General features: G+C 68.0%; 8 protein-coding genes, 1 tRNA gene and 2 pseudogenes. 4 read left to right on the forward strand and 7 right to left on the reverse strand.

The window, feature by feature from the left end; all coding sequences use genetic code 11:
* Positions 1-684 (reverse strand): annotated as a pseudogene (locus NBW84_RS16125) (hypothetical protein); the annotation flags it as partial.
* Between the two features lie 391 nt (positions 685-1,075).
* Between NBW84_RS16125 and NBW84_RS16130 the strand changes: the two are divergent.
* Complete coding sequence (locus tag NBW84_RS16130) at positions 1,076-1,321, forward strand: helix-turn-helix domain-containing protein (protein WP_250285568.1); 246 nt, start codon at positions 1,076-1,078, stop codon at positions 1,319-1,321.
* Positions 1,322-1,720: 399 nt separating this feature from the next.
* Here NBW84_RS16130 and NBW84_RS16135 read toward each other — a convergent pair whose 3' ends face one another.
* Positions 1,721-3,499, reverse strand: a complete 1,779-nt coding sequence (locus NBW84_RS16135) for a protein kinase domain-containing protein (protein WP_445548733.1) — start codon at positions 3,497-3,499, stop codon at positions 1,721-1,723.
* 132 nt (positions 3,500-3,631) lie between these two features.
* Here NBW84_RS16135 and NBW84_RS16140 point away from each other — a divergent pair, with 132 nt between their 5' ends.
* On the forward strand, positions 3,632-4,777 hold the full coding sequence (locus tag NBW84_RS16140; protein WP_250285570.1) for an FHA domain-containing protein: 1,146 nt from the start codon (positions 3,632-3,634) through the stop codon (positions 4,775-4,777).
* Positions 4,778-5,265: 488 nt separating this feature from the next.
* On the opposite strand, the gene NBW84_RS16145 is transcribed toward NBW84_RS16140, so the two are convergent.
* Positions 5,266-7,020 carry a helix-turn-helix domain-containing protein gene (locus tag NBW84_RS16145; RefSeq protein WP_250285571.1) on the reverse strand — a complete coding sequence of 585 codons (1,755 nt, stop codon included), beginning with the start codon at positions 7,018-7,020 and terminating at the stop codon, positions 5,266-5,268.
* A 688-nt stretch (positions 7,021-7,708) separates the two neighbouring features.
* On the opposite strand from NBW84_RS16145, the gene NBW84_RS16150 reads away from it, so the two are divergent.
* Positions 7,709-8,158, forward strand: a complete 450-nt coding sequence (locus tag NBW84_RS16150) for a recombinase family protein (protein ID WP_250285576.1) — start codon at positions 7,709-7,711, stop codon at positions 8,156-8,158.
* A 359-nt stretch (positions 8,159-8,517) separates the two neighbouring features.
* A pseudogene (locus tag NBW84_RS24400) lies at positions 8,518-8,727 on the forward strand (zinc ribbon domain-containing protein); the annotation flags it as partial.
* A gap of 844 nt (positions 8,728-9,571) precedes the next feature.
* Here NBW84_RS24400 and NBW84_RS16160 read toward each other — a convergent pair.
* From NBW84_RS16160 to NBW84_RS16175, 4 genes are all read right to left on the reverse strand, one after another.
* Positions 9,572-9,648, reverse strand: a tRNA-Ala gene (locus NBW84_RS16160).
* A gap of 15 nt (positions 9,649-9,663) precedes the next feature.
* Positions 9,664-9,939, reverse strand: coding sequence for a hypothetical protein (locus NBW84_RS16165; protein ID WP_250285573.1), 276 nt, complete (start codon positions 9,937-9,939; stop codon positions 9,664-9,666).
* A gap of 1,020 nt (positions 9,940-10,959) precedes the next feature.
* Positions 10,960-11,523 carry a hypothetical protein gene (locus tag NBW84_RS16170; protein WP_250285574.1) on the reverse strand — a complete coding sequence of 188 codons (564 nt, stop codon included), beginning with the start codon at positions 11,521-11,523 and terminating at the stop codon, positions 10,960-10,962.
* A 319-nt stretch (positions 11,524-11,842) separates the two neighbouring features.
* A complete protein-coding gene (locus tag NBW84_RS16175) occupies positions 11,843-12,844 on the reverse strand; it encodes a hypothetical protein (protein WP_250285575.1) in 1,002 nt (333 codons plus the stop codon).
* Positions 12,845-13,185 lie beyond the last annotated feature (341 nt).

Here is a 13,185-nt window from a genome sequence, read left to right on the forward strand (position 1 = left end):
CTGGTATGGATGGCCGTTGCCCGGCTCGAAGTACCAGGCCTTACCGCCGGTTGGGTCCTGAAGCAGTTCCCGGTACTCGTCGAGGTCCGACACGCAGGCGAAGCGCAGGGTGGGCTGGACTCCCCGGCTGTGGTACTCCCGGCGCACCGTCGCCACGAACATCGCGCCGTCGCCGGCGGTTGGACCCTTCTCCCACGGGGTCAGGCTGACCGAGATGCGCTCGTCGAAGTGCCGTTCGCCAGTGCGCAGCACCTGGGTACGAAGATCGCTGTAGACGTCGTCGGCCAAGGCTTGGTCGCCGAGCTGGATGGCCAGGGTGTTGCGGACAACCCGGTCAAGGGTCTGCGGCGAGGCCACGTTGACCAGGGCATCGGGCGCGAAGGCGAAGCCGTCGATCACGGCGTCGCGGATGGCCGAAGCCTCTTCCTTCAGGACCTTGCGCAGGCGTTCGTTGGCCCGTTCGTCAGCGTCCCGCTCGTTGATGTACTCGAAGGCAACGACGATCAGGCCGCTGGCGAAGAGGGTGGAGCCGAGGTCGGCAAGTAACGGCAACTCCAGCCAGGACCAGGACCGGAGGGCCACCGGATCGTATTTCAGGATCATCAGGGCAACGCCGACGAACATGAAGCTGACGGCCAGCAGGGTCAGCTTGGTTTTGTAGAGGCGTTGCAACGGGCTTTGCATAATTATGAGTTAATTATACCAAACTCTGATTTCATTAAGCTACTATTCGGATACTCGGAGCTACGTATACTCGGACGACGCGAAGCCCCGAGCCGGGCGGTCCGGCTCGGGGCTTCGCCGTAGGTCGCACTCCCAGCGTCAGCCGCCGGTACCGCCACCGCCGCCTTCGCCACCGCGCCTGGTGAGCTGAGCCGTCATGGTTGCCTCCTTTGAGTTCACGGGGTGCGTCAGGACGATCTGGCGAGGCGGCTTGACGGCCAGCCTTGCCAGTCCGGTCGCGGCCGGTTGAGCCGCAACAGGTGGCAGCCTAGACGCAAGGTCATGGGACGTAAATGCATGGGATGTATCGTCTCTGGATTCAGAGGTTCTAGGCGTATGTGCTTGGGTCGCCATGGTGACCCCACCGATCTCGGCAGCGACGCAGGCCTTCGGCGCGCGGGTCCGGACCCGCCGGCAGGAGCTTGGCCAGAGCCAGGAGCAGCTTGCCGACGAGGCCGGCCTGCACTGGAGCTTCGTGGGCCAGGTGGAACGCGGTCGGCGGAACATCTCGCTGCACAACATCCTGAAGCTGGCGACGGGGCTGAAGATCGATCCGGGCGAGCTGGTGCGGGGGTTGAGGCCGCCGGCGGAGGAGTGACGATCTTTAATGGTTGATGGCGGAGCTGACATCCGCCGGTCGCTGGGTACGTCGTGGTGATGAGGTACGGACAGGGGGGCGGGCTGGACGCGGCTCTGTTGACGGTGCGGATGCGGGCGGCCGAGCGGTTCGCCGCCGGTGACAAGACCATCGGCACCGCCCTGTTGGACGCGGTCGGTAGCGAGGTCTACCGCCTTCAGGGCGACGTTGCGCACGGACACCATAGGGTCAAGGGCTGTACTCGACCGACCCCCGACCGGGTGCGGCCGGATGACCGCACCGTTGAAGATCCGTTATCCCCGGTCAGCCCGGGCGAGAATTCAATGTCGGCGCCAGCGAGGTGGCCCTTGGCACAGGAGGTTCCGCCAGGAGATCCAGGGGCGCTCGTGATTCGTTGAGCTATGAGATCTTCCAGAGGGTCGCCTCGGTAATGAAGTCGAGTGTGTCGCCGCGAGCCACGACATTGATGATCTTTACCATCGCCAGGTTGTCGTCAGTGGTGAGGGTGCAGAGCACCGTGTTCTTGGGGAGCATCGTCGCTAGATCCTTTCCGACAATCCGCGACTGCAGAACGTTGGTCTCGGCCCCCGACTTGCACGCCTGCGGCGTCGTGCCGTCGCTCTTGCCGGTGGGTGTCAGAAATGTCAACAGAGAGCCTGACTCTCCCGTCACTTCCACCGCGTCGGCATATTCGATCTCGGACGCATTTTGGTCCCCGCTTGCGTAGCCGGGTCTGGGCGTGATCTTCGGAATGTCCAGGTTCACATCGCTGTACTGCCGGGAGCTTGGCGCACGGATGATGAGTGACTTGCTCTCGAAGATCACGGTGTAGTGGTCCGTGGCGGTGGCGGTCTGGGACGTGGTTTCGGCTGCCGCATCGGTGGGGCCGGCGCTTGGCGCCTGGGACTGGCTCGTCGTTAGGGCGTTCCTGCTCGTGCTGCCGCCCGTCGCCTCAGGACTCTTGTTTTCGCCTCCCGCCAGCTTCCAGGTGGCGGCCACCGCCACGATGACGGCCAACACGGTGGCGCTGAGGAGCAGCGGCGTCCTCCGCCCCCGGGTTGGAGCCGGCTTCGGGGCCGATTGCCCTGCCGGAGCCGATCCGTGTTGTGGCTGCTGTGTCGGGTGCTGGGATGGTTGCGGGATGTAAGTCGTCTCGTATCCGGGGCCTGCGGCTGCAGGCGGAACCTCGGGCTCGGGCAGATGGAGGGAGGCCTGCTCACGGCGCGTGATCTCCGTAGCCAACGGGTCGGGGAGCCACCCGGCGAAGTCCCGCAGCGGCCAACCGTAGGCCGCTTCGCACAGCTCGGCCAGCTCGGCGGGCGTGGGCCGCAAGGCCGGGTCGGCGGCCAGGCAGCGCTCCAGGATCGATCGCAGCGGTTCCGGGTAGCCACTCAGGTCCGGGGGACGGAATTCGGTATTGGCGATCTTAGTGCCGAGGGTGTACGCGGCACCTTCGCCGTAGGGATGGCGGTTGGTCGCCGTGACTGCCGCGATCAGACCCAACGAGAAGATGTCGGTGGCGGGCGTGAGGGGCTGCCCGTTGGCGTGTTCGGGTGACATGTACTGGGGAGTACCGACGACCCCACCGCTGCGGGTGAGCTGGGTGGCGTCGGCGGCCCGCGCGATACCGAAGTCGATTACCCAGGGCCCTTGGGAGCCGAGCAGGATGTTGCCTGGCTTCAGATCGCGGTGGATCACTCCGGCCGCGTGCACCGCGCGCAACGCTTCTGCCGCGCAGCCGGTGAGTTGCAGAGCTGTGGGTAACGGCAGTGGCCCGTACGCAGCGAGCGCCTGGTCGAGTGACAGACCCGGCACGTAGATGGTGGCAAGCCACGGCAAGGTCCCGGTTGTGTCGTGGTCGACAACCGGGACGATGTGATACCCCTGCACCCGGCGTGCTGACCGGATCTCCTGCTCGAAGCGGCGGCGGAACTCCGCGTCCTGCGCGTACTCGCGGCGGATCACCTTTAGGGCGACCGGCTGGTTGCCGCGGGTACGCGAGAGGTAGACGGAGCCCATACCACCCTCGCCGATCTTGGCGAGCAGTCGGTAACCAGCTACTTCGCGCGGGTCGTCGAGGCCCAGCGGACTCAGGTAGCTTCTGGCGTCGGTCGTGCTGATGCGATCATCCTCCCCCGTGACATCTCCGAGGGGAGATGGTATCGGTGACCGATGCAGAAGCAGGAACCACCCTGAACCGGCAGTGGTCGATCTCGTTCGAGGTTCGGGTTTACTACCGATTCCGGTAACTACCTACAGGACATGATCCAACACCCGGCCATACCCAACACTCAGCCATACGGGGGCTTGATGGAACGTAACCTGGCGACCTCAGCGGACCAGGCCGACTACCTGGTTGACCTCTCCAACGTCGTGCGTCAGCAGTCGATCGGAGGACCGGGGCTACGATCGCTGCGTCGACTCCACCTCGTGGTGCAAGCATTGGCGAAGCTCACTGGGGATCCCAACGTCCTCGTCTATCTGATTGCCGACACCAGCCTGTTGAGCGGCCACCGGGAGTTCACAAGTCAGGCGGACGTCCGCCGGCTTCGCCGCTGGGTCACCGACGGCCTGGTCGAGGAGGTCGATGATGCCGACGAGCGGGTTCTCGAAATTGCCGGCATGACCGGTCTTCAGGTCATCAGCAGTGACCATTATGTCGACCACCGCCTCGAGCACACCTGGATTCAGGGGAACACCTGGCAGTTCCTCAAACCCGAGCCCGGATCGGGCGGCATCGTCACATTGGTCTTGATGGACATGGGTGTCCGTACACCAGCCGAGATCTCCCGCCGTATGGAACTCTCCGCTCTTAAGAAGCAGGGTCTGCTGGATGGCTCCCAGACCCCCCTGATCGACGTACTCAAGCGAACCTGGCGCTGCCCGGAAGCCCGTTGTTCGCTCTATGATATCCGCCGTGGCGATCGGGTGTTTCTGCCCCGCATGCGACAGGGCGTGCCCACATGTGAGGTGCACGGCACGCCCCTGCTAGACGACGGTCCGCGCCCAGGCGCCGCGCAGCTCAAAGCCGTTGTCAACGGTGCTTGCGTAGGCCGCTACACCCTGAACGAGGACTCCGAGACTCGCGTAGGACGTAACCCTGCTCCGTCCGGCATCTCCCTGTACAACCTGCTGGATTCGACGGCCGCACCGAGGGTCAGCCGCGAGCACGTGGTCGTCTCGGTCAAAAAGGGCATGGTTCTGATCCGTGACATCAGCAGATACGGCACCCGGATGCGGACCGCCGGCAAGCGGGGGCGGCTGGGACCCTGGGAACCATTACCTCCGCAGGTTGACCGGCGCTTTCATCCCGGTGACGAGGTCGAACTTGCTCCCGGTGTGATCATCACTCGCAGTGGCCGACGTTTCCCTCCCGAACTTGCCGACGCCTGGCGGACCCCGACCCCTCAAACCTCTCTCCCGCCGGGCGCCGCCGCAACCACTCGGTTGAATTAACCTCGGGCTCCACCTCGCTGGCCGCACCGCCTGGTCAAGCGGCGGCGACCCCCACAAGGGTTCACGGTGCTACATTTACCTGTCGATCGCCGACAAGCAGCAGGAGCTCGGGTCCGTCCGACCAACTGTCCACGGCTGCGTGCCTGAAGGGATTCGGCGAAGACCGTGCTCCTGCTCTTGCGGTGGACGGGCCACTGTGTATCGGGTGCCTCTCTGCGCACAATTGCGAGGAACCGCAACCTGCTGCCGTGCCAGCCACCGCCGGATGGTGGGCACAGCGCTCGGTGCGAGTGTGTCAAACGCAGCCGAAGACTTCAGTCGGGCGGCGCGGTGAGCAGGCACGCTGAAATCTTGGAGTTCGCCAGCATGAACGCCGATTGTGCAATGGATCTTTCGGTTAGACAACGACCAGGCAGCACACGCTGCGGCCGAGGCGGCCGTGGCCCGTCTCGCCGCCCTTGACCGGGTATCGCCGCGCAGCCGACCGGCTACAACACCCCTGCCTGCCACACCCCCAACGCCGCCGCCTGCTCGTCGAAGGCGCGCACCACCGGGCTGTCCTTCCACAGCTCCAACTGCCGCCGTACACCCCGCAGTTGTGTCGCCAGCCGGGCCGATCGGTTACGGACGGCCAGCTCGCCGGCCCATCCCAGGGTCCGGGCCCCCTCCTCAACCTCACCCTGCCGGATGTAAGCGGTCGCCAGGTCGACCGTCGTCATGGCCAGGTTGCGCACCGACACCGCCGGATCCATGGCCGCCAGCGACGGCCCGATGACGGCCACTGCCTCAGCGGGACGCCCCAGCCTCAGCAAGCACTGACCACGGATGCCGGCCAGGAAAGCCTCGTCGTACCAGTCAACGAGCGATGGCACCCGGTCAGCGGCGGCCAGAGCGGTTTCGGCACGGTGCAGTTCCTGCATGGCGGCGTCGTAGTCGCCGGCCGCCGCAAAGGCCCGGGCAGCGATGTCACCGGCGTTGGCCCGCAGGACGTGGTCCGGCGTGCGCCAGGCCCAGGCCACAGCCGCCGAAGCGTGGTCGACGGCCAGGCGGGGCCGGTCCTGCCAGATGGCGGTCTGGGCGAGGTTGCACAGGATCAGCGCGCCGAGCTCGGTGTTGCGGGCGGCGTGGGCGGCCGTCCGGCCTTCCTCGAAATGCGGCACGGCGGCATCGAAGTCGCCGAGGTCGAAGATGAACCAGCCGGTGGCCCGGCAGAGCCCGGCGTAGACCGACAGCAACCGGGGACGAAGATCGGACGGGCAGTCTTCGAGCAGATGCCGGGCCAGCTGGCGCTGGTCCAACACCGTCTGGATCGCGGCCTGCGGCCCCAGAGCGGCGTCCTGGCCCAGGGCGCGGCGCAGGACCTCCTCGATGTGGCCGATAATCACGGCGTCGACCCGCGACGGGTTGCCCAGCGCGCCCAGCAGCCGATCCGGTTCCAGCGACAGGGGCTCGGGCAGCAAGGGGACGGCCGCCGCAGTCGCGGCCCACCCGACGGACAGCAGGAACTGGCGGCGTTTCACGGTGTCGGCCCAGGCTTGCAGGACCCGCACCAGGCCGTCATGGGCGAGCGGATCCGGCCGGACGGCCGGTTCCCGGCCGTCCGTGGCTGGTGCTGGCGGCTCGTTCCAGGGCTCCCCCAATGCGGCGGCAACCACTTCCTCTGGCAAGTGTAGGTTGCGCAGCGTATTCGCAAGCCCCGAATGTTCGGCTGCCACGGCCATCGGGACGTTCGTAGCGGCTGGCAGGACGTCGCGGCCGGTTATTCGGCGCGGATCCCTGCCGCCGTGCCAGTCCTCGGCCAAGCGGCCATGAGTGCTGGTGGCTGCTGGCCCATCCGTCTCCCGGCGCCGATCCGGCAACCTGAACCACAACAACGTCTCGGGGATACGTAAGACCTCGGCCCAGCGGATGAGCTTGACAAGATCAGTGATCGGTGCGCCGCTCTCGATGCGGCTGAGCTGGGTCTGGGTGAGGCCCATCCAGCCGGCCACGGTGGCCTGGGTGAGCGACGGGTGGTGGTAGGGGTGGCTGCGGTAGGCGGCGATCACCCGGCCCATGTGCCAGGCATGCAGGGCGTCGCGTAGCTGCTCGGACGACTCCCAGAAATCCGGCGGCACGTCCGGCGCCCGGATGATCCGGTCCCGGACGGCTCGCTGGCAGGGGGCACACAGCACGCCGTGGTTGTCACGCGCCAGCCGGGCACCGCAGCGGCAGTAGCGGCGCCGAGTTGCGGCGTGGTCCATGGGCCTGGTTCCCGTCCGGATGGAAATAGATCATCTGTTCTGGCAGCGCAGTGTATCCGTCACTTTGCGTGCCAACCATCCCCGGCAATATGCGTCCGGCGCATGATCCGGAAACCCGCTGCCCCTTGGGCGGGAAGACCTGGTCCGCCACGGTGTGCCCCAGGCGCCCGGGGCCGGGTCGAGCCCGTCGTTCCCTCCGCTCCCCGGCCTCGGGCGTCAGCCACGGACCGGAATCGTGAAGATCGGCTGACGGGAGGACGCTGGTGGGATGGGTGAGCGGAGGCTGCGAGTCGTGGCCGGAACCGCCGGGCGGGCTGCCGTTGCGCAGCATCGAGCTAGGGCTGCAAGGCGCGCTGGAACGGATGGAGGCGGTTGAAGCCGGCCTCGGCCGTTGCGCCGGCAATTGGCCGGGCGGGCCTTTGGAGCACGCCGCCCTGCTGGAACGCGCCGAGGCGGTCAGCGGGGAGCTGCGGTGGTTGCGGGAGCGGCTGGCGAAGCTGGCGGGCCGGATGGAGCGGGCGAAACAAACCGATGGTCATCGCAGCCGGAGCAGCACACACGATCACGAACCGGCCGACGATACAGCTTCCCTCACCCGACGATCATGCATGAAGCCGTGGCCAGGAACGGCGGCCCGGTGGGCTGAGCGGCCTGGCGGGAGCTGTGGCCGTTTCGAGGGGCCGGTGTGATGGAGGAGCGCTTCTCGCGACCGGCCAGGCCGCGACACGACGAGGACTCGGCAGCGCGTCCTGCGATGTACGGTTACATCAGCCTGCAGCACGACGACGAAGACGAGACTGCGGCACTGCGTGACCGGCTGACGGTGTACGCCGAAGCCGAGGGCTTGGCGCTGGTGGAGATCTACATCGATCGGAACGTCAGGCCGGGACAGATCATCCGGCCGGGGTTGACGGTGTTGCTGGACGCGGTGCTGCGCACCGAGGGGTGCGGGGTGTTGGTACCGACGGTGAATCATTTGTCACCGGCGTCTGCGGTGCGGCGGGCGGTCGAGGTGGAGATCGAACTGCTCGGGGGCCGGCTGATGGTGGTGGAGCCGGAGGGCGAGGTGCCGGATGTCGGTGGCCTGGTTCCTCCACCGCAACAGTTGGATCAGTGTGGTGCCCGCCAAGAGAAATGATCGATTCTGGCCGTCCAGGCTGGGTTTCCCTACCGGCGGACGTGCTCTGCCGGGGAGGGCAATTCCGGGAGCAGATCGACCAGCCCGGCCCACACCTGCCTGGCGCTGACCGGCACCAGTCGGACCGTCACCTGAAGGTCGATGTCCTCGGCGCGCAGCGGCTCGGCCGGCGCTTCCCGCCGCCAGAACCCGGCCGGGCCGGCGTCAATAACGACCAGCGAGCGCAGCTGGAGATCTTCGGGGGCTTCCGGCGGTACCGCCGGCCTGCCACCCCAGCTGGCCGTCACCCGCCAGGACAGCTTGTACCCGGACAGGACCGCGGCGAGCTGGGTGGTGTCGGCCTCGGAGATCGGCGGCTGATGCCGGCGGCCGGCTTCGCGGATGACGGTGACGGCCTCGGGCCGGTCAGCGGTACCCACGGCGTCCAGGGCCGTGAACGCCCGGTCGATCACTACCTCAAGGGCGTGGTGTGGTGCGGCCGCTGCGAACGGCGGCTGATCATCGCCCGGGCCCAGGGCCGCCACGGCGGGCAGTATTTTTACTACTTCTGCCGCGGACGGCAGGAGCGTACCTGCGATCTGCCCTACATCGTGGTGGAGCGGATCGAGGAGGCCGTGCTCCGGCACTACTGCCAGGTGCGCATCCCGGCCGAGGTCGGCGACCGGCTGCGGACAGCCATGGACCAGACCGTCGCCAGTGGCGCGGACAACACCCGGCAGCTGCGGGCGCAGTACGCCAAGCGCCTCAAGGAGCTGGATGCCCGGGAGGACCGCTATCTCGACTTGGTGGACGATCCGGACTGGCCGCGGGAGAAAGTCAGCGGGCGGATGCGGGCCATCCGCGACGAACGGGCCAGTTTGAAGCGGCAGCTGGACGACACCGATGGTGAGCTGCAGGTGGGCTACCAGGTCGTGACCGACATGCTGGAGCTGCTGGCCGACCCACAGGAGCTGTACCGGGTGGCCCAGAAGCGCACCCGGGCCATTTTGAACAAGGCGATCTTCACCAAGCTGTTCATCGACTTCGAGGGTGAGGGGCCGTATGTGACGGCCGACGAGCTGACGGAGCCGTTCGAGACGGTGGTGTATTTGCGGCGGGAGGCACGGGGCGGGGTGGTGATGCCTGGTGCCGGGGGTGAGGTGGAGCAGGTTGCCCGCGAGTCGCTCACTGGCAGCGGGGACGGCGGGATGCCAGCCGCACCGGAAGATCCGGAACTGGCCGGCGAGGACGGCCGGGATGCTGTTGGCAGCGCACGGTTGCGGCGGCGGTTTGCGCTGACCGGTGGGCGGTGGTATGAGCGACGGGACGACAGTGGCGTCCTCCTTGCGGAGGATGCCATGATCGATGATAAGGTTACTGTCCCGGGCTTGCTCGGCCACTCTTTGTGGGGAGTGGGTTCGAGTAAGACCGGGATGGTGGAGGTGAGGGGACTCGAACCCCTGGCCTCCTCCGTGCGAGGGAGGCGCTCTACCAGGCTGAGCTACACCCCCTGGAGCACTTGCAGCTTACAGCAGACCGGACGGATGTGGTGGACGGCCCCCGCTGAGCAGTTCCTGCCCCGCCGCGGCCGGTGCCGGGGATGGCTCACCCTTGCGCGCCCTGGGTACCAGCGGGGTCAAGGCAGGGCCGGCGGCCGGGTCCGCCTCGCACATCAGCCGGGTGAAGAAGGTTGCCGCGGCGGCGGGCCGCAGGAGCCCTGCCTCGTGGCCGCGCCAGCCGTATTCCCGGCCGCCGTCGAGGACGGCCCGGAAATCCGGTGTGTCCTCGCGGTCGAACACCATGCGGACGCTGTCAGAAATATGTCCGTTGCCCACCTGGATACCGGTATGCGTACCATTATCCGTGTTCGGAAGGGAGGGGGCCGGATGTCCGGAGGACCAGCGTCCGGATGAGGGGCTGTCCAGCGGGTAGTTTACCCAGAGTGACAAACCTTCCTCTGGGATCCATCGTGGATCCCAGAACGGCAGCTGCCACATCGCGCGGCCGGGGCGGAACAACGACAGTTCCACCCGCACTCCACGGCACCGTAGATGGAACCCGACCCCGTCCGGACGTAGTCCACGCAGTTCAACCGGTACGGCGCAGCTACGGGGGCACAGCCGGAAGCCCGCGGCCCGCAGGCTCGCGGTCCACTCCTCGAACGTCGGTTCCCGCGAGCCTGAGCTGCCCGGCGTCGTCCCGTACCGCTGACCGCGGTGGTCATTACTCACTGTGACGCCCCTTTGCGCTCACGTTGGTGATGACAGGCGGCGGAACAAGTCACGGAGAGACGTCCGTGCTGCCGGCGGGCCCGGCTTTCAGCAACCGCGTCGTATGCTGGAGCGCATCGGGCAAAAACAGCCACAGCGAGTCGAATCGGGCGATTGCGAACCGTACGGACAGGATTTTCCCGAAACGAACTGGACTTCTCCGGCTAACAAGCCCTCGCGTGCATGACCGGTGACGCAAAGGCGGTCATGGACGTCGGAAGAAGAAAGCGGACGTCAGCGCACGCGAGGGCGCGGACAGCAACATCCCGTGTTCGTGCGCGTGACAGCCCCGGCAGGCAGCTCGAGAAGCTGGGGCGCGCGCATGGTCACGGAGCCATTATGCACAGCGCACCCCAGCACGAGTCCATATGATCTAGGCCAGTTCCATCGCGGTTGACAGCGCCTCCCGCGGGCTGTCAAGCCACCCGCCGCCGGGCCGCTCCGGCCGTGTAGCCGCCGGAGCCCGCAGGTACGAGCCCAGCCGCGTGCGCCCTCTGTACTTCGGCCGCCAGCCGCCGCCCGGGCAGCAGCACAGGCCCCAGCGCAGGGCCTTCAGCCAAGGGTCGGCACCTCTACGACCCGTAGACCCGCATGCCTGGCCTTGTCGACGAGGTCGTCGGTCACCGACGCCCGATGTGAGACGACCGGGCGCAGCACCAGTGCGACGATCTCCTCGTCAGGGGCCTGCCGCAGCTGCGCCGCGCGCTCAAGCAGGCGTGTGTTCGTCCGGTGGTAGACGCCGGAGTCCCTGACCTCGTCGAGAATCTCCAGTTCGTCCGGTTTCAACGAGCTGATCAGCTGGTCGTACCGGAGGCACCACTGCGGCCCCCGGTCCTCGACCGACGTCCGCCTGAACGTGGGCACGTCGAAGGGCAGCACCACACGTACGGGAAGCCCCTTCGAGCGCGCGGCCGCTAGTACCACCAGGTCGGCTCCGGACGCCGCCGCGCCGACCAGCAGCCGTGGACGCAGCGCGTCGAGCGCTTCAGCGGTCCGACGTTCGACGTCGGGGATGTCACGCTCACGGAACCGCGGCGGGCTGGTGGCATGGCTGTCGATCTGCACACCGCCGAAGACGACGATCTTCGAGGGTGTGCCACGGTCCCGATCGGTCATGATTCTTCCATCTGTTCACCGGATACCCGGCACAAGGGTGCCCGGGGATCGAGGGTATCCGCCGATCGCGCAACCATCAGCGGCCACATCTCACTGCCGCCCCAATGGTTCACTGCCGTCCCAACGGTCACCTGGGCAGAAACGGGTGCCACGGGCAGCGGGGCGTCCCCAAGACGGCCCCGCGCAGGACAGCGGCCCCGTCCGGAACGACATCCGTCGGCCCGGCGGCCGCCTCGGCAGGGCAGCCGCGCCGGTGAGGATGTCGGGGCCGCCGGTGGGGCCGCGGCATCCGGTGGGGGATGCCTCGGTGGTCAACCGGTCAGCTCCCGACCGCGTGCCTGCGCAACAGTTCGTCGGCCTCGCCCGGATCGTCGCTGCCCGACGCGGGCTGCTGCGGGCCAGGTGCCGGTGTCGATGCCGGACCGGTCGATGCCGGGCCAGCGGTCAGACCGCCATGTGTCCCTGGGGGGTTGACCTGCACTCGACCCGGCCTGGAGGTGTTCGGGCGCCCGGCCGCGCGGGCAGCCGGGCGGGCACCGCCCACCGGCCCGGGCGCCTGCCCGAGGTCCGGGGCGCCATCCGTCTCAGCGGCATCCGCAGAGCCGTCGGCATCCGCGAAGCCATCGAGGTCGGCATCGGTGACGGCATCGAGGTCGGCATCGGTGACGGCAACGTTCCCAGCGGCCGGGGCGTCGGCCACGGATCCGTCGTCAACGGATCTGTCGACAGCCGTGCCGTCGATGACGGCGCCCTCAAGGATCTGCCCTCGTGGGGAGCCACCGGCCGCCGTGATCCGGGCGGTGGCAGCGGCGGCGCTCCGTGAAAGATCCACCGTCTGCGCGTTCGCCATCGCAAGATCGTCTCTGGGGGTGCCTCGGCCGGCGGGCGCGCCGGGGCGAGCCACGGCCTGGTCGGACAGCCGGAACGGCTCGCTGCCGGACACCCAGGGCTCGCCCGCGTCACCGCCCACGCCACCGCCGAGGCCAGTGCCGGCGGCACCTGGGCCGGGCATCCGGTAGCCGTACCGGACGGCGCGCTCGGCGGCGATCCGCCGGTCCAGCGCGAAGCGGGAGGCGCGCAGCCGCCGGTCGGCCTGGGCTGCCCTGCGCAGGTGCACGACATAGCTGACGACGGCCGCGTCCGCCAGGATCTGGACGGCGATCCACACGCCGCCCAGCAGCCCGGCGAGCAGCGCGGTCACCAGGATCATGGCCAGCAGGACGAACAGCCGCCGCCTGCGCAGCTGGATCAGCGCCCGCCGGTCGGCGTTGGTGCCGGCGGCGGCATGCGGACGAGGCGGGGAAGCCGGCGGGCGTGCCACGGGAACACCGCGCCACTCACCGCTGGGGCTCCCGCCGGACCCGTGCGTGGCCCGCGCCGACCCGGGAGGCCGAGCCGACGTGGCGGGCCGAGCCGACGTGGCGGGCCGGGTCGGCCCGGTCACCTGGATCGGCTCACCGTCGTCCGGATCGTCGTCATCCGGACCAGAAGAAGCAGCCGGCCGCATCGCGAGCTCCCTGTCCGGCCGCGACGCCCCTCGGCGTGACAGGACGCGCATCGCCGTAGTGAAACGTTCCGCCGATCGCTGTTCCAGCGTGCTGTCATGATGCCTCACCCACATAGGGATAAGCACGAAACCCCAGACCGCGACGATCGCGAGCC

Source organism: Protofrankia sp. CiP1_Cm_nod2, assembly GCF_920664355.1.
Taxonomy (GTDB): domain Bacteria; phylum Actinomycetota; class Actinomycetes; order Frankiales; family Frankiaceae; genus Protofrankia.

Excerpts from the sequence above, each read along its gene's own strand:
- NBW84_RS16130 (WP_250285568.1), top strand. The coding sequence starts at position 1,076 with ATGGTGACCCCACCGATCTCGGCAGCGACGCAGGCCTTCGGCGCGCGG.
- NBW84_RS16140 (WP_250285570.1), top strand. The coding sequence starts at position 3,632 with ATGGAACGTAACCTGGCGACCTCAGCGGACCAGGCCGACTACCTGGTT.
- NBW84_RS16145 (WP_250285571.1), bottom strand. The coding sequence starts at position 7,020 with ATGGACCACGCCGCAACTCGGCGCCGCTACTGCCGCTGCGGTGCCCGG.
- NBW84_RS16150 (WP_250285576.1), top strand. The coding sequence starts at position 7,709 with ATGGAGGAGCGCTTCTCGCGACCGGCCAGGCCGCGACACGACGAGGAC.
- NBW84_RS16165 (WP_250285573.1), bottom strand. The coding sequence starts at position 9,939 with ATGGTGTTCGACCGCGAGGACACACCGGATTTCCGGGCCGTCCTCGAC.
- NBW84_RS16170 (WP_250285574.1), bottom strand. The coding sequence starts at position 11,523 with ATGACCGATCGGGACCGTGGCACACCCTCGAAGATCGTCGTCTTCGGC.